Origin of the sequence: Variovorax nivicola (assembly GCF_051216475.1) — a bacterium.
Taxonomy (GTDB): domain Bacteria; phylum Pseudomonadota; class Gammaproteobacteria; order Burkholderiales; family Burkholderiaceae_C; genus Variovorax.
The window spans coordinates 1569286-1588290 of the sequence record NZ_JBPJZK010000001.1 but is presented as its reverse complement, the minus strand read 5'-3'; the positions used below and the strand labels follow the sequence as shown (position 1 = coordinate 1588290).

The window sequence follows — 19005 nt, the reverse complement described above, 5'->3', positions numbered from 1 at the left end:
CAGAAAAATTGCGAACGAAGCGGGAATCTCGTCGAAGAGCCTCGGGACTGGAGGGCTCCACTCGACGCCGGATGGCCATGGTGACGCCGATGAGCTTCGAGGAAGCCGCACTGTTGTCGCGTCACCATGGCCATCCGGCACAGTGAAGAGACGTCCAGTGACGCTTGGGAAGTGCTGTGTACGAGGACGGCGATACGCCGTCCGGATTGCAAGAGCCTTCCCGCTCCGTTCGCAAAAAACAGTGTATCAGCCGATGTGTGCGGTGGTCCTTTCCTGATCGGTCGATGTTGCTGCCGGATTGGCCGACAGGCGCAGCGCGAGCATGTGCTCGCACGGGCCCTTGGTCATGCGGTGGCGGACGAAGTGGGAGCACTGACAGTCGCCCGAGGCCACGCGCTGATCGGCGTCGAGCTGCAGGCTCATGAGGTATTCGCGCTGCCCCGAAGCGCCCTTGCACTTGCCGCTCAGCGTGAGGCCGCCGTTGGGGCGAGCAAGCGTCTTCACGTTGGCGATGCGGCGCGCCTGCACCAGTTCGGCCGCGGCTTCTTCTTCGGGGCTGGCGTAGCGCAGCTTGTCCATGGGCAGCGGCTCGCGGCTCAGTTCGCGCAGCCGCCACACGCCGTGCGCGATGTCGTACACCACGCGCCCGGCCTGCACATAACCGCCGAGGGCTGCATCGACCGTGAGGGTCGACAGGCCCGTGGCCGCTGCCAGCTCGGCCGTGGTGGCGCGCCAGCGTTCGCCCAGCGCCGCGAACACGCGCAGCTGGCTGTCCTGGTCGACCGTGTGGCGTGGCTGCAGCAGCTCGAAGTGCCCGTTGCGCGACCAGTCGTTGGCGGTCCAGCCCGAGAGGCCGAGCGTGAATTCCATGTCGGGCAACTGCGCCACCCAAAAGCTCGGCATGCCCGTGCCCAGCAGGTGCACCGTGAAGCCCTGCGCCACCGGCACGAGGCGTTCGAGCTGCAGCAGGCGGCGCCGGCCCCACACGCGGATGTCGATGTCGGAGGTGGCGCTGTGCGTGGAACGCGGGCACACCAGCTCGTGGCCCCAGGGCTCGAACAGGATGCGCACCGGCTGCCCCGGCCGCAGGATGAAGCGCAGCGAGCGCGGGCCCACGCGCTCCTTGCGGCGGCGCAGCACCAGGCAGATGTTGTGCACGTCCATCGGGTGCAGCTGCAGCCGCTGCGCCGGCAGCAGCATCGCGCTGCTCACTTGCAGGAAGCCGCGCACCCAGCTGTCGGGCACGTCGATCTTCGGCTCGTGGAAGGCCGGGTCGTTGTCGCTCTGCACCTGGAAGCCACCGGGGTCGATGGCCAGGCGCGTCGTCTTGTAGTCGCGGATCTTCTGGAACTCGTCGTACAGCGATTCGGAATAGTCGACGTTGGTAGTGCCGAAGGCGTGGTCGCTCACGCGGTCGAAGATGTCGTGGCTGCACGAGAACATGCCGTAGCTCGACTCGTCCTGGCTGAAGCACTCGAAGAACACGCGGTCGGGGTGCACCGTGATCACCGGGTCGAGCACGAACCAGGCTTCGCGGTTGACCTTGTAGATGTGGTCGAAGTAGCGCTGCTGCGCGCTCATGAAGGGCTGCAGCACGGCCCGCTTGCTCTTGCGCAGCTCGGCCAGCTCGTTGCTGATGGGCGCCATCTGCGCCTTCAACTGGTCGCTGCGGGCCATGAACTGCGCGAGCAGTTCGTTCTCCTGCCCGGCCAGCCATTCGAGGTACGCGCTCTTGTCGCGCGGCTTGAAGCGAAGGTCGCCCACCACCACGTCGTGCAGCGCGGACATGCCTTCGCGGAACGGCAGGTGGCGGTTGATGTCGGCGACGAAATGCACCGGCGCGCGCAGGGTGTCGGGCGCGAACTGCAGCGCCGTGCTGTTGGCGGTGTGCTGTGCGCCCGAGTGGCCGAAGTAGCGGTACTGGAATCTCATGCGGCGGGCCCTCCGGTGGGGGCTACAGGGGCTATGGGCAGTGCACGGCGCGGCGCGACGCTGCGCACCGGTGCGGTCTGCAATGGGTTGTCCAGCCCGGGGAACGCGGCCTGGATGCTGCGCAGGCCGGCCACGTACTGGGCGCGTTCGGTGATGGCGCCGGTAACGGCCTGCCGTGCGAACACCCGCGCGACGATGCGTGCGATGTCTTCCGAATGCGCCGCCTGTGCGGCCAGGAACTCCATGACGCGTGCCTTGGCCAGCCGGCCCCGGTTGGCCTGCGACAGCACGCTGAGGAAGTAGGGCTCCAGCCGCGCGAGCACGTCGACATTCCGGCTTGCGGCCGAGGCCAGCCAGTTCGTGACGAAGAGTTGCATGCCGGGCGAGGGATGCTGGCTCAGCTGCAGCATGTAGGTGGTGACGTCGGTCACGTCGAAATGCGTGGTGAGCAGCTCGCGGCCCAGGCGCTGGGCGCCTGCGTCCTTGTGGTCGCACAGGCGCACCAGCAGTGCAGGCGTCCACTGGCTTGCGCCGCTCTGGGCGCCGAACCATTGGCGGGCCCAGTCACGTGCGTCGTCCCAGCGGCTGTCGAACATGCGCAGGGCATCGCCCGGCTGCGCCAGTGTGCGTTCCGGGTTCGCGGCCAGTTGGTCCATGGCCCAGCGGCGCGCGGCGGCGGTGTCGACAAGGCCGAGGCTGGCGGTCTGCAGCACGTCGAAGCTTTGCGGGTCTTGCTGCGGCAGCAGCCATGCACCGAGGCGTTGCGCGCCCTTGCTGCGCGCTTCGAGCAGGCGCAGCGTGACGGCGGTCTCGCCGCGGCGCGTGTGCTCGGCCAGCGGGCCGCACAGCCATTGCAGCAGCGAATCGAACACGCCCTCGGCGGCTTCGGCGCGGAACAGTTCGTCGCGCAACAGCGGCATCAGCGCGGCGCCGAAGTCGGGGTGCGCGGGCAGCAGTTGCGCGAGCCGGGGCGCGACGGCCGCGCGCACGGCTGGCATCGGGCTGCTGCAGAAGGCGGCGAACAGCTCTGGCTGGGTAATGAGTGTGGCGTCGGGCAGGGCCGTGAACAGCCGCACGCCTGCGCCGCGCAGGCGCTCGTCGTCGGACTGCAGCAGGCGCGTGAGCACGCTCACCGGCAGGCCCTGGACCGACGATGGGTGCAGCAGCAGCCATTCGGCAGCGGTGCGCACCACGTCGGGGCTCGCATGGTCGAACAGCGCGAGCAGTTCGGGCAGCGGTGCCTTGGCGGCCGGGTTGCGCAGCAGGCCTTGCAAGGCCCACTGCAGGTTCTCGCAGATGGCGCCGAGCTCGGGTTGCCCGGCGTCGCATCCTGACAGCCATGCGAGCAGGCTCCCGCACAGGGCATCGAGCGTCGACGGGTTCGGGGCGGCGGCCTGCAGCAGAAGACGGGAGGCACGGCGCACTTCGGCATCGGCCGAGGTCAGCAGCATCAGCAAAAGGTCGACCTGCTGGCTGTAGAGGCCCGGGTCTTGCCCGATGCATTCGAGCGCAAGGGCGCGCGCCTCGGCCAGCGGCGAATTCAGCAGGGCGGGCAGCCAGGGCAGGGCCTGTGCGCCTGCCGCAATGCGTTGGCGCGCGATGGCGAGCGCGAAGCGTGCGGTGTCGTCCCAGGTGCTGCCCAGCAGGCGCCAGACGGCGGGCGCTTCGAGCGCTTCGCAGAAGGGCTTGTTGTCCTGCAGTGCGCGCGTAGCAAAGGCATGCACGGCGGCACAGCGGCCCTGTTGCATCAGCTGAAGCAGCGCCCGCGGGTGGCGGTCCCAGCGCTCGGGCCAGGCTTCGGTGCGGTTGACGCGCTGCGCGGGCAGCGGCGTATTGCGGCGCCAGCGCAGGCCGCCGCGTTGGGCCTCCCATTCGGCGTCGTGGCGGTGCAGCAGCTGCATCAGCACCAGCCAGCGGCTGTAGGGGCCGGTGTGCCAGCTTTGAGGCTCAGGGGTCCAGCGGGTTTCGCGTTGCTGGCCGGCGGCGTCGGCTTCGGTATCGTCGGCTGCGAGCAGCACGCCCATGGCCAGTTGCAGCCAGCTTGCTTCGTCGGCCGTGCCGGCCAGCGCCAGCCGGCGCAGGCTGCGCCAGGTGCGGCGGCGCAGGTAGTCGCGCGTGCGCTGGCTGTAGGCGAGGCGGCTGTCGGGCCGCACGATTTCCTTCGCGATCTCGACATAGCGGCCATTGACCTGTGCCCAGCGACCACCGGTGCGGAAGGCTGCGCGCTGCGTTTCGAGGCGCTGGTGCAGCACGCCGAGCAGGGCGTAGTCGCCCGCGAACTCCGCGCCCTTGTACAGCCGGCGCCATGCGCGGAAGCTGCCGGCGGCGAGCTGCAGCGTCGGTGCGATTTCCATCAAGGCCGTGCGTGCGAGCCCGTCGGTAGCCGGGCTTTCGAGCAGTGCAAGGTCGAACAGCTGCTCGACCCAGACCGCGTATTTCAAGCCGTTCCAGAGCGCGGGGTCGGTCAGGTGCTGCCGAAGCAGCGGCATGGCCTGCTCGACCGGCACTTCGCGCATGGCAGCCCAGGCGCGGCGCAGCGGCGCGGGCCAGTCGTCCACGATGCGCGCCGTCTCGGCCGCGCGTTGTTCGGCAGGCCACAGGTTCAGCGCAGCCCAGCGCGCTGCGCGGGTGATCACGGGCGTGCGGCCGCGCCGGGATAGTTCACGCATCGCCTCGAACGCGCCACCGTCGCCACAGCGGCCGATCGCCCAGGCAATGCAGTAGTCGAGCAGCGGCTCGCCGGTTTCGATGTGGTCGATGAGCTGCGGCACGGCGGCGGCCAGCCGGCGCTCGCCGATGCGCCACACCACGCGGCTGCGGCGCACGGGGGCCAGCAGGCGCCATGCATCGGGGCGGATGCTGGCCAGCAGCACGGCGTCGCCGGGGTGTGCGAGCACGGCGGTTGTAGCGGTGGTGACGACGGCCTCAGCGGCCGTCCCTTCGATCGCATAGCCCTGCGCGATCTGCGCCGCCACGGCACGCTCGAAAGCGGCGTTGGCGGCCTCCAGTGGCAGCGGCGATGGCGTGTAGACCGTCTCCTTCCACTGCAGTCCGTCGCGGCTGGTGCTCACATGCACCACATGGCCCGGCGCTTCCGGCAGGGCGAACAGTTCCACGGTGCTGAAGCCTGCGGCGCCTGTTGCGCCCGGCTTCGTGCGGATCAATTTCTCGGAGCGAATGCGCTTCACGCGGAGGCCTCCCTGCCTTCGGTTGGGTGCTTGTGCTTTTTGTTTCGCTGCGCATCTTAGCGGCGATGCGTGCCAATCGTGTCGATGTGTAGCATCGCGGCCTGAGATTCACCCCCGCACATCTTTCCCATGCCGAATGCAGAACAGACCCCTCAGTCGAGCTTTCTCTATTTCACGGGCCAGGGCTCGGACAAGGTCTACCAGGTGCACCTGCGCCCCAAAGACGATGGCTGGGTGGTCGATTACGGCAACGGCCGGCGCGGCGGCACGCTCTCCACCGGCACCAAGACCAGCAGCCCGGTCGCCTACGAGGCGGCGCTGAAGATCTACGACAAGGTCGTGAAGGAAAAGACGTCGAAAGGCTACACGCCCGACCAGTCCGGCGCGCTCTACACCTCGACCGACCTGGCCGGCCGCATGAGCGGCGAGCTGCCGCAACTGCCCACGCTGATCCTCGAGGAGCAGGCGGCACGCTACTTCGACGACCCGGGCTGGGGCCTGCAGGAAAAGGCCGATGGCGAGAACCGCATCCTGTTGATCGAGGGCGAGGCGGTGCGCGGCACCAACCGGCGAGGACTTTTCGTCGACATTCCGCAGGCTTGGGTCGGCGTTGCAGATGCGTCGGCGGGCCGCACCGTGGTTGCCGGCGAGCACGTAGGCGATGCCTTCATGGCCTTCGATCTGCTGGAGCTCGGCGGGCAAGACCTGCGCGGCGCGCCGTTCATCGAGCGTTTCGGGCATCTGCGGAAGGTCGCTGAGCGTGTTTCGTGGATGGCCGTGCTCGAACTCGAACTCACCGCCGAGGGCAAGCGCCGCCGCGCCGCCGAACTGCTGGCCGCGCATGGCGAAGGCTATGTGCTCAAGGCGCTCGACGCGCCGTTCTCCGCGGGCCGCAGCGCCAGCAGCCTGAAGTTCAAGTTCAACCAGAGCGCGACCTGCGAGGTGATTCGCGTCAACGCACAGCGCTCGGTGGCCGTGGGGCTGCGTGACGAGGCTGGTGCGATGCTCGACCTGGGCAACGTGACCGTGCCGCCCAACGAGCCGCTGCCGGCCGTGGGCACCCTGGTCGAGGTGCGCTACCTCTACCGCTATGCGGGCGGCAAGTTCGAGCAACCCGTCTACAAGGGCCAGCGGCCTGACATGACGTCCGCAGACGCGGTGCTGTCGCAGGTCACGCGCATCAAGGATCGCAGCGCGGTCCTCGACGACGAAGCGGCCTGAGCGCCATTCAACTGGAAGATCCGAACGCCGCGCGCAGCTTTGCCGCAAGCCGGTTCGCTTCAGCGGCGGTGGCGATGTTGGTGAAGCCCATCAGCAAGCCCTGCTCGCCGGGCCCAGCGACACCGCGTGCCGACAGCGGCTGGCAGTTCAGCCCCGCCTGCTGAGCGCGACGGGCTAGCGCCATATCGCTTTCGCGGCGCCCATCGAATCGTGCGATCAGGTGCATGCCGCCGCCGCGCAGGTCGATGCGCACCGTGTCGCCGAAGGCCTTCAGTAGGCCGGCCACGAGCATCGCGCGCCGCCGCGCATAGAGCAGGCGCATCTTCTTCAGGTGGCGCGGGAAGTGCCCCTCGCGCATGAAGTCCGCCACCACGGCCTGCGTGATCTGCGGGCTGCCGTTCGACCAGGTGCGCGCGGCCTCCTCGAAGCGCGTGCGCAGCGATTCGGGCACGACCACGTAGCCCAGCGCCAGCCCGGGGTAGAGCACCTTCGAGAAGCTGCCCGCGTACAGCACGCGGTCATGGCCGTCGAGGCTCTTGAGGGCCGGCAGCGGCGCTCCGGCATAGCGGTACTCGCCGTCGTAGTCGTCCTCGACGATCCATGCATTTGCCTGCGAGGCCCATTCGAGCAACTGCAGCCGGCGCGCGAGCGTCATCGACACACCCAGTGGCGCCTGGTGCGAGGGCGTGACGACGGCCATGCGCGCCTTCGGCGCCTTGCGCTGGCCGCGCGCGACGACGAGGCCGTCTTCGTCCACCGGCACGGGCACCGCGCGCTGGCCGGCGGCGCGCAGCACCTCCTGCGTTGGCGGAAAGCCCGGGTCTTCGATCCAGACGCGATCGTCCTTCTTCAGCAGCGTGCGCGCGACGAGTGCGAGCGATGCGCGGTAGCCGCCCGTCACCAGCACCTGCGAGGCATGGCACGACACGCCGCGCGACACCAGCAGATAGGCCGCGATGGCTTCGCGCAGCGGCGGATAGCCGCAAGGGTCGCCGTAGAACATGTCGGCCGCGTTCGTAGCCCGCGCGCGGCGGGCCGTGAGGCGCGACCACAGCTTGCGTGGGAACGCGTCGAGCGCCGGAATGCCCAGCTGCATGGGCGGCGGCTCACCCGGCTGCTTGAGTGCATCGCCAGACGTCCGCGCATCCGTGCGCCGGGGTTCCCGCCGCGTGGGCCGATGCAGCGGAAGCGACGGCGAGACCACGGTGCCCGCCTGTCCGCGCGAAGAAAAATAGCCTTCGCCCATCAGCTGGTTGTAGGCCGTCTCGACGGTGCCGCGTGCCACGCCGAGTTCGCCGGCCAGGCTGCGCGCCGATGCCACCCGGTCGCCGGGGCGCAGCGTGCCTTGCTCGATGGCGCTTCGGTAGCGCCCGTAGATCTGGCGGAACAGCGGTGTTTCTTTTGCGCGGTCGATCTTGGGTGTCATGGCCTGGTCGTTTTCAAGATTCTTGGCTCTTTTCGATGGGGCATCGTAAATCCATGATCGACCTTCCGAACAGCCTGGAAGGAAGAGACGCAATGAGCGAGAAGGTATTTTTGGCGGGTGCCACCGGAGCGGTCGGCGCCGCGCTGGTTCCGGTGCTGATCGAGGCGGGCTACACCGTGCATGGCAGCACGCGGCGCGCAGATCGTGCAGGCGTGCTGGAGGCGCAGGGCGTGCATCCGGTCGTCGTTGACGTGTTCGACGCTGCGGCGCTGCGAGCCGCGCTGGTGCGCATCGCGCCGTGGGGCGTGATCCATCAGCTCACCGATCTGCCCAAAGACTTGGACCCGGGCCGTATGGCCGCGGCCTCGGTACTCAATGCGCGCGTGCGCATCGAGGGCACGCGCAACCTCGTGGCGGCAGCGCAGGCCGCGGGCGCGAAGCGGCTGGTGGCGCAGAGCATCGCCTGGGCCTATGCGCCGGGCCCCAAGCCTTTCATGGAAGAGCAGCCGCTCGACACCGAGGCGGAAGGCATCCGCCGCGTCAGCGTCGATGGTGTTGTTGCACTGGAGACATGCGTGATGGCCGCGCAGGGCATGACCGCCACCGTGCTGCGCTACGGGCAGCTCTACGGACCGAACACTTCGACCGATACACCCAAAGGCCCGAGCCCCCTGCACGTCGAGGCTGCAGCGAGGGCCGCATTGCTGGCGCTGCAGCGTTCGACCGGCGGCATCTTCAACATCGCCGAAGACGGCGCCGAGGTCAGCAGCGAGAAGGCGAAGCGCACGCTGGGCTGGCGCGCCGATGCGCGGCTTTCTCAAGGAGCCATGTCATGAACACGATGCCTCTCTTCCTGCGCCACCGTGCGGGTGCCGGGCTTGCTGCGTTGACTGTCGCCGCTGTGGGCTGGGCATTGCTGCCCCACGCGAGCAGGCAATCGACCGTGCAGTTCATCGACGACATCTGCAGCACCGTGAGCCGCCCGATGTTCGCATCGGCGCCGGCCCCCGAAGGCTCAACTGCTGCGGCGCGCCCGCAGACTTCGACCAAGGTGATCTCCTGCGAGGCGCTGCCCAATGTGCCTGGCAAGTCGGTCACCACCGTCCTCGTCGACTTTCCGCCGATGGCTTACTCGCCGGCCCACCGGCATCCGGGTTCGGTGACTGCCATCATTCTCGAAGGCACGGTGCGCTCGCAGCTGGCCGGCGGTCCGGTGGGCGACTACAAGCCCGGCGAGACCTTCTTCGAACCGCCACGCACGCTGCACATGTTCGCGGAGAACCCTGATCCGGTGAAGCCCGCGAAGCTGGTGGCGGTGTTCGTGGCGGAAGAGAACTGCGGGCCGCTGCTGCTGCCGCCCTGAGCTACCGCACCCGATCCCCGTCGCGCACCGACTCCACCGCGCCGTTGTAGAAGCGAACGATGCCCAGGAAGTTGCCCTGGCCGCGGTGGTAGACCCAGTCTTCCATCGGAACGCACTGCTGCGTTACTACCTGCTGGGCGGGGCCGCCAGGGTAGGGCGAAAGCACCCACGCCACCTGCGGGCGGGGCACGCAGACAAGCTCCTTGGACAGCGGCTCGCCGCACTTCTGCACCACCGAGAATTTGGAGTCGCCGACGCCGGAGAGCGAGCCGTTGCAGCTCAGGGACTGGGCAGAGGCGGTGCCGATGTGCATGACGGCGGCAAGTGGGAAGAGTGCGGTCGCGGCGAATTTGCGCATGGTGTGGATGGACTCCTTGAGCAGTCTGGGACTGTGGCGGACCTCGATAGTTTCTCTTGCCGTCATCAAGACCTCGGGCCGCGCAGCTTGGCGACGCCGAAGCCCAGTGCGAGAGCCGCGCAGAGAAAGGCCAGCAACGCGAGCCAGACCGACCGCGTGAACGCATAGGTGCCCAGCGTGGCGCCCGCGGCGAGCGCCACGGCCAGCCATTCGAGCACCGGGTCGATCCAGCTCCTGGGCTTGCTGCTGCGTTGCGCGGCCAACGCGCGTTCGTGTTTCTCGATCTGTTGCTGGGTTTGCGGCTTTCGCGGCTTCCGTTGCCTTGGGTCGGGGAAGAGAGCTCTCAGCGCCGGCGTGGGCCATGCGTCGTCCGGCGATGCGCCGATGCCCGCCAGTTGCCAGACCACGTCCGCATCGTGGCGCGAGAGATCCGTCATGAGGTCATCGAGCACCTTCTTGTCGTTCAAGCGGTCGATGGAGGCCAGCTCGGCGCGCAGCCACGGCTCTGCATCGGCGGCATCTGGCAGCCCCTGGGTCCGCAGCAGGATGTGGTCCGCGAAGCCGTGTGCGGTCCAGGCTTCGAAGCCTTCGTAGAGAGGTCGATAGCGCTCGCCGATGGCCGCGATCACGGCTTCGCGCCGCGTTGCGAGCCGCTCCAACGCAGTGGCCTTGTCGGTGACGAGGTACGGGTAGGCGGCGTCAGTGCCGAACTCTTCCAGGCATTCCTCGCGCTCGACGGTGCTGTCTTCATCGTCGATGTTGTATGCGTCGATGAAGCGCGCATGGCGGATGTCGCTCTCGCTGAAGAGCGCCCGCCAGAACAGCGGAAAGAAGGCGTTGGCCTCGAGCTCTCCACCGTGGCCGAAGAAGCCGCGCCATTCGTTGCGGCTGCCTTCGGGCATGCGGGGCAGGGTCGAGCTGGACAGGTAGACGGGGTGGGACATCTTCTTCGCTCCGGGGAAGGGGCGGAAGCCATCTTACGGGCGGGGCGCAGATTGCTTTCTTGTAATCCGCGTGTCAGGCGATGGCCGGGTGGGCTTTACAGAATCCAGCGCGTGCCGGTCTTCATCACTCGCCATTCATCACTTCAAGGAACACCATGAAACACGCATTCCTCGCTACCACTGCCTTCGCCGCGCTGCTGGCCGTGTCCGCCACGGGCGCCGCCGCATCGGGCACGCACGACGGTGCCATCGGCAAGCCCGGGGTGGCTGCCAAGGCGGCTCGCACGGTCCAGGTCGACATGACGGACAGCATGCGTTTCACGCCAGCCGACATCGGCGTCAAGCAGGGCGAGACCGTGCGCTTCGTGGTCAGGAACTCTGGCAAGCTGAAGCACGAGCTGGTGCTCGGCACCGCGCAGGAACTGAAGGCGCACTACGCGGCCATGATGAAGAACCCCGAGATGGAGCACGCCGAGCCGAACATGGTGACGCTCGCGCCGGGCAAGACGGGCGAGGTCGTCTGGCAGTTCACCAAGGCAGGCAAGGTCGACTTCGGGTGCCTGCAGGCGGGGCACTACGACGCGGGGATGAAGGGCGTCGTGAGCGTGGCGGCCAAGTAGACGAGCCCCTGGGCCCAGGGGCTCGACGTACACCCGTGCGGCGAACGGGATTGAGCGGATTCCCGAGAATGGGATTCATGAGTCCCGAGCATCTTTCTCTTCTTCCAGGCTTGCCTGCCGGCAAGGAATGGCTTCCCGTGAGCCATGGCGAGTCGGCGGACAGTGTTTATCGGCGCACCGATGGCGAGGCCTTCGCCAAGGTGTCCGGCCGGGAAGGCGCGGCGTCGCTGGCGGGTGAACGCCTTCGCACCGAATGGCTGGCGCCTTTCGGTCTTGGGTCCGCCAAGGTGCTCGATTGGCATGCATCGAAAGATGGCGCATGCCTCGTCACGAGTGCCGTTCCCGGCGTGCCTGCCAGCGACCTTCCGGCTGCGGATCTACTCAAGGCGTGGCCGTCAATGGCGCAACGGCTCAAGCTGCTGCACGAACTCCCGATCGCGGATTGCCCGTTCACGCGCGCGCTCTCGACGATGTTCGATCGGGCCGCCGACGTGGTCGCGCGCAACGCAGTCAACCCCGAGTTCCTCGATCCCGAGCAGCAGCACATCCCGCCGCCGCTTCTTCTCGAAGCCCTTCGCGTACAACTGCCCGAACGCCTCGCGCAGGAAGAGCGCGACCGGGTCGTGTGCCATGGTGATGCGTGCATGCCGAACTTCATGATCGATCCGCAGACGCTTCGCTGCACGGGGCTGATCGACCTCGGTCGGCTGGGCGTTGCAGACCGGTATGTCGACCTCTCGCTTTTCCTGGCGAATGCGCGCGAGAGCTGGAGGGGGCCGGACGATGAGCTCGCCGCGCGTGCCGGGCTATTCGGCGCCCTGGGCATCGACGAGCCCGACGACGAGCGGCTTGACTTCTACCTTCGTCTGGATCCGCTGACCTGGGGTTGATGCACAGCGCTCGGTGCTGCGATTGTTTCCATCGCATGAACGCCGCGGTTCCTTTTGCTGCGGGTTTTTACCTACTCATCGGCTCACAATTCATCTCACAGACCAGCCCACAAGCGAATCTGGATGAACAGGCCCCGAGCGAGGTGGCCGCCCCCCGAAGGGACGGTGACCCACCCAAGACCGGTTCGAAACCATCCCGTATGCAAAGAACTGAATTGAAGGAAATCCAAATGACCGCCTCGAAGCTCCTCTCCGCCATCTCCCTCGCACTGCTGGCCGCTGCCGGTGCCGCTCATGCCGAAAGCTATGACGGCGTGCATCAACTGACCTCGGCCGCAAGCCGCGCCGACGTTGCAAGCCAGGCCGTGGTTGCCGCACGCAGCGGCAACCCCTACGCCGACGGCGCCAACTCGGGCCCCGTGCAACTGATCGCCTCGACGACCAGCCGCGCAGCAGTTCGTGCTGAAGCCGTGGCTGCTGCACACAGCGAGAACCCGTATGCAGAAGGCGTGACCTCGCGTGTCGCTCCGGTTCTGGCCAGCGGTGTCGATCGTTCCACCGTGCGTGCCGCAGCCCGCGCTGCTGCTCGTGGTGACGCTCTGCCGCTGTAATCGACAACAGCGCGCAAAAACAAAAGCCGGGCCCTGTGAAAGCGGGGCCCGGCTTTTTGTTTGTTTGTCCAGGGGCGAGCTAGTAGACGCGCTCTTCGATCGGCCCCACGCGGTCCGGATAGAACGCCACGTAGTCCTTGATCTGCGAGACATGCTCGTACGGCGACTCGTAGGTCCACACCGCATTCACCGAGCGCTCGCCGCCGGCCGGAATGCTGTAGTAGTTGCACTCGCCCTTGTACGGGCAGTAGGTTGCATGAGACGTGCGCTCGAGCAGCGACATCTTCACGTCCTTGCGGGGTATGTAGTGCACGGTTCCGAAGTGCGCCTCGCGCAGCGTCAGCGCTTCGCGCGTATCGGCGACGACGCAGCCATCGACCGACACCACCACGCGAAGCGGGTTGGGTGCAATGGTGATCGGATGGTCAGGGCCGGGGGTCTTGATGGTGCGTTCTGCGGTAGCGAACATGAGAAAGCTCCTTCGGGCAATCGGGGTGACGCAGGAATCGGCGGATGCGCATCTTGCCGCGATGCCGTGGCGATTTGAAGTAGCCAGAAAATTGGCCCATTCGCGACATGGTTAAAGACCGCGAATTCATTTGAACGGCTCTGGGAGCCTTTCAGATGATGATTCAGCATGTAAGGAATACTGAAGTTCCATATCTTCGGTGCGCAGGTTGCGTGTGGTCACGAATGTGTGTGCTTCGCGCATCAGCCTTCGATGAATCGAAGGCCCACGGTACCGCCGATTACCAGCGCGATGCATGCCAGTCGCGGCGCGAAAAGGGCCTCGCCGAAGAACAAAACGCCCATCAGCACCACGCCCACCGAACCGATGCCAGTCCAGATCGCGTAGGCCGAGCCCAGCGGCAGGTAGCGCAGCGCCCTGGCCAGCAGGTAGATGCTGAGCAGCGCGGTCGATACGCCGACGACCGAGGGCGCGAGCCTTGTCCAGTCTTCCGATTGTTTGAGTGCGGCGGCCATTGCGATCTCGACGAGACCAGCAGCCAACAGAAATATCCAACCCATGAAAAAACTCCTTCGATGCTGTTGCGGGTAGAGCGGAACCGGATAATTCCGGGCTGGGCACCGATCAACAAGTACGCACCTTTTGGTAACCATGGGAAATTCAAAGATGCCATCGAAGGAGGCCGCGCCGGCCGACGTGTGGAGCGCCGACTGCCCCTCGCGCCGCGTGCTCGAGCTCATCGCCAACAAGTGGGCGCTGCTGCTCATTCCGTTGCTGCGCGGCAAGCCGCAACGCAACAACGAGCTGCTGCGCAAGGTCGGCGGCATCTCGCAGAAGATGCTCACGCAGACTCTGCGCGACCTGGAGTTGAACGGGCTGGTGCTGCGCGAAGACCACCAGACGGTGCCGCCGCATGTCGAGTACAGGCTCAGTCCGCTCGGCCTGTCATTGAGCAAGACGCTGATCGCAGTGGACCGCTGGGCCGAGGCGAACCATGCGCAGATCGACGCGGCGCGGCATCGTTGGTGATCAACCGAAGGACCGAAGTGAAGAAGAACAAACTCGCCACGTTGTTGCTCGCCGGCCTGCTGGCCGTCAGCGCCTGGGCCCAGGACTGGCCCGCCAAACCCGTGCGCGTGATCGTGCCCGCACCGGCCGGCAGCTCGCTCGACCTGATCGCGCGCACGCTGGCCGACCGCCTGCGCGTGATGTGGAAGCAGCCCGTGGTGATCGAGACTAAGGCCGGCGCGGGCGGCCTGATCGGCATGGACACGGTGGCCAAGGCGCCGCACGACGGCTACACGCTGGGCATCGGCTTCAACGGACCGATCGCCTTCGGCCCCTACATGTATGCACGCATGCCCTATGCGCCCGCGCGCGACCTCGTGCCCATCGTGCTCACGACCTCGCAGCCCAACGTGCTGGCGGTGCAGGCGGGCAACCCCGCGAACACGTTGCCCGAGTTCATCGAATGGGCGAAGAAGCGCGGCAACAAGTTCAGCTATGCATCGGTCGGCGCGGGCAGTTCGTCGCACCTCACGATGGAGCTGTTTCGCAGTGTGGCGCACATAGAGGCGGTGCATGTGCCGTACTCGGGCTCGCCGCCTGCCGGGCTTTCTTTGGCGGCCGGCGACACGCAGGCGCTGTTCACGGTGGCGCCCGCGCTGCTGCCGTTGATCCAGGGCCAGCGCGTGAAGCTCATCGCCGTGACCAGCGCCAAGCGCTCCGAGCTCATGAAAGACCTGCCTACCGTGGCTGAGTCGGGCTACCCGGGTTTCGAGTCGCTGGCCTGGAACGGTTTGTTCACCGCCAGCGGCACATCGCCCGAGGTGGTGCGCCGCATCAACGCCGACGTCAACGCCGTGCTGCAGGAGCCCGCCGTGCGCGAGTTGCTGGCCAACCAGGGGCTGGTGGCGGGCGGCGGCTCGCCGGAAGAGTTCAAGGCCTTCATCGATAGCGAAGGCCGCAAATGGGGTGCGATCATTGCCAAGGTCGGCATCCGCCTTGACCAATAACATTCTCGACAACCCACGCCAGAAGACTCCAGGAAGAGAAAGAACATGGAACAGCAGTTTCCCCGCGACATCTACACGGAACCCGAGCCCGATCCGCACACGCTCGCCAACCTGGGCCCGCTCACGGGCCTGGCGGGCCTCTGGATCGGCAAGGCCGGCCACGACGTGAGCCCGAAGGAGGACGGCCCCGAGGCCGAGGCCTACATCGAGCACGCGGAGTTCCAGCCCATCGACGCGCAGACCAACGGGCCGCAGATCTTCTACGGGCTGCGCTACCACCTGCGCATCGTCAAGCCTGACGATGTGGAGACTTTTCACGATCAGGTCGGCTATTGGCTCTGGGAGCCCGCCACGGGTGCACTGATCCAGACGCTGTCGATCCCGCGCGGCCTTACGGCCATGGCCACGGGGCACGCGAAGGCCGATGACCGCAGCTTCAGGCTCGAAGCAGTGCGCGGCGGCGAAACCAACGGCATCGTGGCCAACCCGTTCCTGGAGCATGCGTTCAAGACGCTGCGCTACAGCATCCAAGTGACCATCCACGACGACGGCAGCTGGTCGTATGAGCTGGAAACGGTGCTGAGCGTGCTCGGAAAGGCCGAGCCCTTCAGCCACACCGACCGCAACACGCTGCGCAAGATCGGCGAGCCCACGCCGAACCCGACGGCACAGGCCGCGATGGCCGCAGCCTGAGCCGCTACTCCGCGAGTGCCGCTTCCACGTCCGCGTGGAACTTGGCCGAGCACCACTCGGTCGCGCCGAAGTACAGCGATGTCTGCGCACCGCTCGCAAGCGTCGATTGCGCCGACACGCCGAGTGCGAAGTCTTCGTCGAGCGCGCCCCAGAACGATTCGACGTTCTTGCGCCAGTAGTTCATCGACTTCTCAGTCTTCGGCAGTTCGGGAATCAGCGTGCTCGCGATCACGCGTGAGCGCCCCGGCGATTCGGGCAGCACGGTGAACGCGTTGGCGTGATCGCCCTCGTGCAGGATGAAAGTCGCCGGGAAGAAGTAGTAAATGATGTTCGAGTGCGGCCCCACCTGCCATGCCTGCGTGGGTGTGCCGCGTAGGCCTTCGATGCTGCGCTTGGGCAGGAAGAGGCGCTGGTGCTGCCGGTCGTGGTCGGCCATCAGCAGGTTGTCGTAGAACAGTGCGGCGATGCTGTTGCGGTGCGCGTACTGGAAGTGATACGTCTCCAGGTTCGCCTCAAAAGGGATCTTCCAGTTGGCCGCGTTGTCGAAGGCGTGCTGGTGAAACGGCACCCAGCTGTCGTAGCCCCATGAGCGCAGGTCGCCGCCGAAGCGGCCCAGCCAGTTGTCGATGTCGAGTTGGGCGTTTTCGCCATCGGCTACCACGCGGGGGATGGCCCAGACGAAGCCCAGTGCTTCGGCAACCGGCACGCGCGCCAGACTGCAGTCCGATGCCGGCGCATGCGGAAAGTCTTCCGCCGATGGCCTGCCGCGCAGCGCGCCATCGAGCCCGTAGGTCCAGCTGTGGTACGGGCAGATCAGCGCGCGCTGGTTCGACGATGCGCCGGGTGGCCTCAAGCGCGCACCGCGGTGGCGGCAGGCGTTGACGAAGCCGTTGAGTTCCCCGTCCAGCCCGCGCACGAACACCAGCGGCATGCCGGCCACGTCGATGGCGAACGAATCGCCGGCATTCGAGAGAGACGCCGAAGGGCACAGCGCCAGCGGATAGCGCTTGAAGATGCGTTCGACTTCCCGCTTGTGGCGTTCAGGATCGAGATAGCGCGCGACCGGACTGACGCCCGGCTCGCCGCGCTCGCTGCCGCCGGTCTCGATCAGCGCGAGCGCGCGCCGGATCAATGCGATCTGTTCTTCATACTGCATGCGCGCGATTGTGGGGAGCGACTCGCCTCGCGGCTTGTTTCAACTGGTCGTGTTTCGCTGCCCGGATAGAACAAACACGCATAGCTCGTAACCGGTTATGTCGATAGCCTCAGAGCCATGGACCTGAAACAGCTGGAGTACTTCATCCGCGTGGCCGAACTCGGAAGCTTCACCCGCGCGTCGGACGTGATCGACATCGCGCAGCCCGCGCTGAGCCGCCAGGTGCGGCAGCTTGAAGTGGAGCTGCGGCAGAACCTGCTGGTGCGCAACGGCCGCGGTGTGGTGACAACCGATGCCGGCAAGCGCTTGCTGGAGCACGGCCGCGGCATCCTCCACCAGGTCGAGCGGGCGAGGGAAGACATGAGCCTCATGCGGGACGCGCTGGCTGGCCGCGTCGCCGTCGGCCTGCCGCCCAGCGTGGCGGGCGTGCTGACGGTGCCGCTGGTGCGGGCTGTGCGCGAGCGGCTGCCCGATGCGGCGCTGTCGATCACCGAGAACCTCTCGACCGCGATGCAGGAATCGCTGCTCACCGGCCGGCTCGACATTGCGCTGCTCTACAACCCGCAGCCTTCGCCCGACGTGGACAGCGAGACGGTGCTGGAGGAAGACCTGTTCCTGATCAGCGCGACCAAGGGCACTGGGCCGGTGCGACGCGGCACGCCGCTGGCCTTGCATCAGCTGGCCGAGCAACAACTGGTGATTCCGACCCGGCCCAACGCGATCCGTATGCTGGTTGAAGCGGAGTTGGCCGCCATCGGACGGCGGCCGCAGATCGCGCTGGAGATCGACGGAGTCCCGGCCATCCTCGCGCTGGTGGCCGATGGCGCCGGCCACGCCGTGCTGTCGCGCAATGCGGTCACCCTTGCGGGACGGTCGCAGCGCTATGCGATCAGGCCCATCGTCAAGCCCGGCCTGCGCAGCCGGCTGGCGCTGGCGACCAGTTCGCAGCGCCCGGTCACGCGCACGCAGCGGGCCATGGGGGAGCTGTTGCGCGAGCTCGTGCAGCAGCACCTCGGCGCCAACGCCGTGAGGGGGTGACTCAGAAACGATGACGCACACCCACACCCACGCTGCCGCTGTTTCTGAAGCCAGTCAGCCGGTCTTGCATGTAGACCGCGTACAGGTCGGTCCGCTTTGACAGGAAGTGGTCGTAGCCGGCTGCCCAGGTGGTGCGGTGTGTCTCTGCGCTGCCCGTCACCTTGCGCTCGGTGCGAGCCACCGAAGCGATGAAGCGCCCCGCGCCCACGGGAACCGCCGCGCCCAGTTGCGCGGTATTGGCGGTGGTGCGGATGTCGGGCGTGCGGGTGCGCTGCAGCTGACCGTACAACTGCACGGCCTTGAAGTCGTAGGAGGCGCCGATCAGCGCGGCGTCCTGCCGGCCGATGGTCGTGGTGAAGCCGGGGCCGGTCTTGGCCTGCTGCACCGACACCACGGCGGCAAAGGGGCCGGCCGCGTAGTTGAGCGTCAGGTTCAGGTTGCGGATGCCTTCGCGGTCCTGCACTTCGCCCATGCCGTAGAGCAGACTGGCGCGCAGGCCGGCGAAGGTGAGCGAGGTGTACTGCACGGCGTTGCTCCACACGCTGTCGCCGAGCACGGCGCGGTTGTACGTGGGCTGCCATGTGTGGAGCATGACGGGCGAGAACTGCAGCGACACGCCGAACGGGTTGAAGGCGCCGCTGGCTACAAACATCGGATTGGTCTGCCGGCCGAGCGACACCTGGCCGAAGCCGCCCGCCAGGCCCACCCACGCATTCCGGGAGAAGTACGGGTCGGTGCTGTTGCGCCCGAAGGTGCCGGAGTCGGTCTGGAAGAAGCTTTCCAGTGCGAACTGAGCCTGCAGCCCATCGCCGAGGCTCTCGCTGCCCCGCACGCCCCAGTAGGCCGTCGTCATGCCGCCGCTGCCGAGGACCTTGGTGCGGCCGGGCTCGTCGCTGCGCTGCATCGATCCGACAAAGGCGTCGAGCAGGCCGTAGATCTGCACGCTGCCTGCAGGGTCTGCGGCGGACTGTGCCCATGCGGAATGCGCGGCGGTGTATAGCGCCAGCGTCGAAAGTGCCTGAAGGCGGGAAAGTCTTCTCATGTCGTCTGTCTCCTCGTTGTGATTCGTAGCCTGCAAGGG

19 protein-coding genes are annotated in these 19005 nt (G+C 67.1%); 10 read left to right on the top strand and 9 right to left on the bottom strand.

What is annotated here, in order from left to right; all coding sequences use genetic code 11:
- Nucleotides 1–246 precede the first annotated feature (246 nt).
- Nucleotides 247–1932, bottom strand: a complete 1686-nt coding sequence (locus ACSFBF_RS07645; RefSeq protein WP_435465700.1) for an SWIM zinc finger family protein — start codon at nt 1930–1932, stop codon at nt 247–249.
- Entirely contained in the window at nt 1929–5120 is a 3192-nt protein-coding gene (locus tag ACSFBF_RS07640; protein ID WP_435465699.1) for a hypothetical protein, read from the bottom strand. Before ACSFBF_RS07640 ends, ACSFBF_RS07645 begins: the two co-directional genes overlap by 4 nt.
- Before the next feature lie 129 nt (nt 5121–5249).
- Here ACSFBF_RS07640 and ACSFBF_RS07635 point away from each other — a divergent pair, with 129 nt between their 5' ends.
- A complete protein-coding gene (locus tag ACSFBF_RS07635; RefSeq protein WP_435465698.1) occupies nt 5250–6341 on the top strand; it encodes an ATP-dependent DNA ligase in 1092 nt (363 codons plus the stop codon).
- 7 nt (nt 6342–6348) lie between these two features.
- Here the strand turns inward: ACSFBF_RS07635 and pdxR are convergent, their stop codons facing one another.
- On the bottom strand, nt 6349–7767 hold the full coding sequence (gene pdxR / locus ACSFBF_RS07630; RefSeq protein ID WP_435465697.1) for a MocR-like pyridoxine biosynthesis transcription factor PdxR: 1419 nt from the start codon (nt 7765–7767) through the stop codon (nt 6349–6351).
- Between the two features lie 92 nt (nt 7768–7859).
- On the opposite strand from pdxR, the gene ACSFBF_RS07625 reads away from it, so the two are divergent.
- Nucleotides 7860–8603 carry an NAD-dependent epimerase/dehydratase family protein gene (locus tag ACSFBF_RS07625; protein ID WP_435465696.1) on the top strand — a complete coding sequence of 248 codons (744 nt, stop codon included), beginning with the start codon at nt 7860–7862 and terminating at the stop codon, nt 8601–8603.
- Nucleotides 8600–9130 carry a cupin domain-containing protein gene (locus ACSFBF_RS07620; protein WP_435465695.1) on the top strand — a complete coding sequence of 177 codons (531 nt, stop codon included), beginning with the start codon at nt 8600–8602 and terminating at the stop codon, nt 9128–9130. Before ACSFBF_RS07625 ends, ACSFBF_RS07620 begins: the two co-directional genes overlap by 4 nt.
- A gap of 1 nt (nt 9131) precedes the next feature.
- On the opposite strand, the gene ACSFBF_RS07615 is transcribed toward ACSFBF_RS07620, so the two are convergent.
- Nucleotides 9132–9488 carry a DUF2845 domain-containing protein gene (locus ACSFBF_RS07615; RefSeq protein WP_435465694.1) on the bottom strand — a complete coding sequence of 119 codons (357 nt, stop codon included), beginning with the start codon at nt 9486–9488 and terminating at the stop codon, nt 9132–9134.
- Nucleotides 9489–9553: 65 nt separating this feature from the next.
- Nucleotides 9554–10432, bottom strand: a complete 879-nt coding sequence (locus ACSFBF_RS07610) for a hypothetical protein (protein ID WP_435465693.1) — start codon at nt 10430–10432, stop codon at nt 9554–9556.
- Nucleotides 10433–10587: 155 nt separating this feature from the next.
- Between ACSFBF_RS07610 and ACSFBF_RS07605 the strand changes: the two genes are divergently transcribed.
- The 3 genes from ACSFBF_RS07605 to ACSFBF_RS07595 all read left to right on the top strand — a co-directional run bounded on the left by ACSFBF_RS07605 (nt 10588) and on the right by ACSFBF_RS07595 (nt 12553).
- Complete coding sequence (locus ACSFBF_RS07605; protein WP_435465692.1) at nt 10588–11052, top strand: cupredoxin domain-containing protein; 465 nt, start codon at nt 10588–10590, stop codon at nt 11050–11052.
- 77 nt (nt 11053–11129) lie between these two features.
- On the top strand, nt 11130–11942 hold the full coding sequence (locus ACSFBF_RS07600; protein WP_435458151.1) for an APH(3'') family aminoglycoside O-phosphotransferase: 813 nt from the start codon (nt 11130–11132) through the stop codon (nt 11940–11942).
- 230 nt (nt 11943–12172) lie between these two features.
- A complete protein-coding gene (locus tag ACSFBF_RS07595) occupies nt 12173–12553 on the top strand; it encodes a helicase SNF2 (protein ID WP_435465691.1) in 381 nt (126 codons plus the stop codon).
- A gap of 79 nt (nt 12554–12632) precedes the next feature.
- Here ACSFBF_RS07595 and ACSFBF_RS07590 read toward each other — a convergent pair whose 3' ends face one another.
- Both ACSFBF_RS07590 and ACSFBF_RS07585 read right to left on the bottom strand, forming a co-directional pair.
- Nucleotides 12633–13022: a DUF427 domain-containing protein gene (locus ACSFBF_RS07590; RefSeq protein WP_093052527.1), complete on the bottom strand. Its 390-nt coding sequence runs from the start codon at nt 13020–13022 to the stop codon at nt 12633–12635.
- A gap of 242 nt (nt 13023–13264) precedes the next feature.
- Nucleotides 13265–13582, bottom strand: a complete 318-nt coding sequence (locus ACSFBF_RS07585) for a DMT family transporter (RefSeq protein ID WP_435465690.1) — start codon at nt 13580–13582, stop codon at nt 13265–13267.
- A 106-nt stretch (nt 13583–13688) separates the two neighbouring features.
- Between ACSFBF_RS07585 and ACSFBF_RS07580 the strand changes: the two genes are divergently transcribed.
- From ACSFBF_RS07580 to ACSFBF_RS07570, 3 genes are read left to right on the top strand one after another with little or no spacing between them, the layout of a single operon-like run.
- Nucleotides 13689–14051 carry a winged helix-turn-helix transcriptional regulator gene (locus tag ACSFBF_RS07580; RefSeq protein ID WP_435465689.1) on the top strand — a complete coding sequence of 121 codons (363 nt, stop codon included), beginning with the start codon at nt 13689–13691 and terminating at the stop codon, nt 14049–14051.
- Nucleotides 14052–14068: 17 nt separating this feature from the next.
- Nucleotides 14069–15037, top strand: coding sequence for a Bug family tripartite tricarboxylate transporter substrate binding protein (locus ACSFBF_RS07575; RefSeq protein ID WP_435465688.1), 969 nt, complete (start codon nt 14069–14071; stop codon nt 15035–15037).
- A 45-nt stretch (nt 15038–15082) separates the two neighbouring features.
- Nucleotides 15083–15730, top strand: a complete 648-nt coding sequence (locus ACSFBF_RS07570; RefSeq protein WP_435465687.1) for an FABP family protein — start codon at nt 15083–15085, stop codon at nt 15728–15730.
- 4 nt (nt 15731–15734) lie between these two features.
- Here ACSFBF_RS07570 and ACSFBF_RS07565 read toward each other — a convergent pair whose 3' ends face one another.
- Nucleotides 15735–16886: an aromatic ring-hydroxylating oxygenase subunit alpha gene (locus tag ACSFBF_RS07565; RefSeq protein WP_435465686.1), complete on the bottom strand. Its 1152-nt coding sequence runs from the start codon at nt 16884–16886 to the stop codon at nt 15735–15737.
- Between the two features lie 117 nt (nt 16887–17003).
- On the opposite strand from ACSFBF_RS07565, the gene ACSFBF_RS07560 reads away from it, so the two are divergent.
- The gene (locus ACSFBF_RS07560; RefSeq protein ID WP_435465685.1) at nt 17004–17924 is read left to right on the top strand and encodes a LysR substrate-binding domain-containing protein; all 921 of its coding nucleotides are present in this window, start codon (nt 17004–17006) and stop codon (nt 17922–17924) included.
- A gap of 1 nt (nt 17925) precedes the next feature.
- On the opposite strand, the gene ACSFBF_RS07555 is transcribed toward ACSFBF_RS07560, so the two are convergent.
- Nucleotides 17926–18966, bottom strand: coding sequence for a porin (locus ACSFBF_RS07555; RefSeq protein ID WP_435465684.1), 1041 nt, complete (start codon nt 18964–18966; stop codon nt 17926–17928).
- Between the last annotated feature and the right edge of the window lie 39 nt (nt 18967–19005).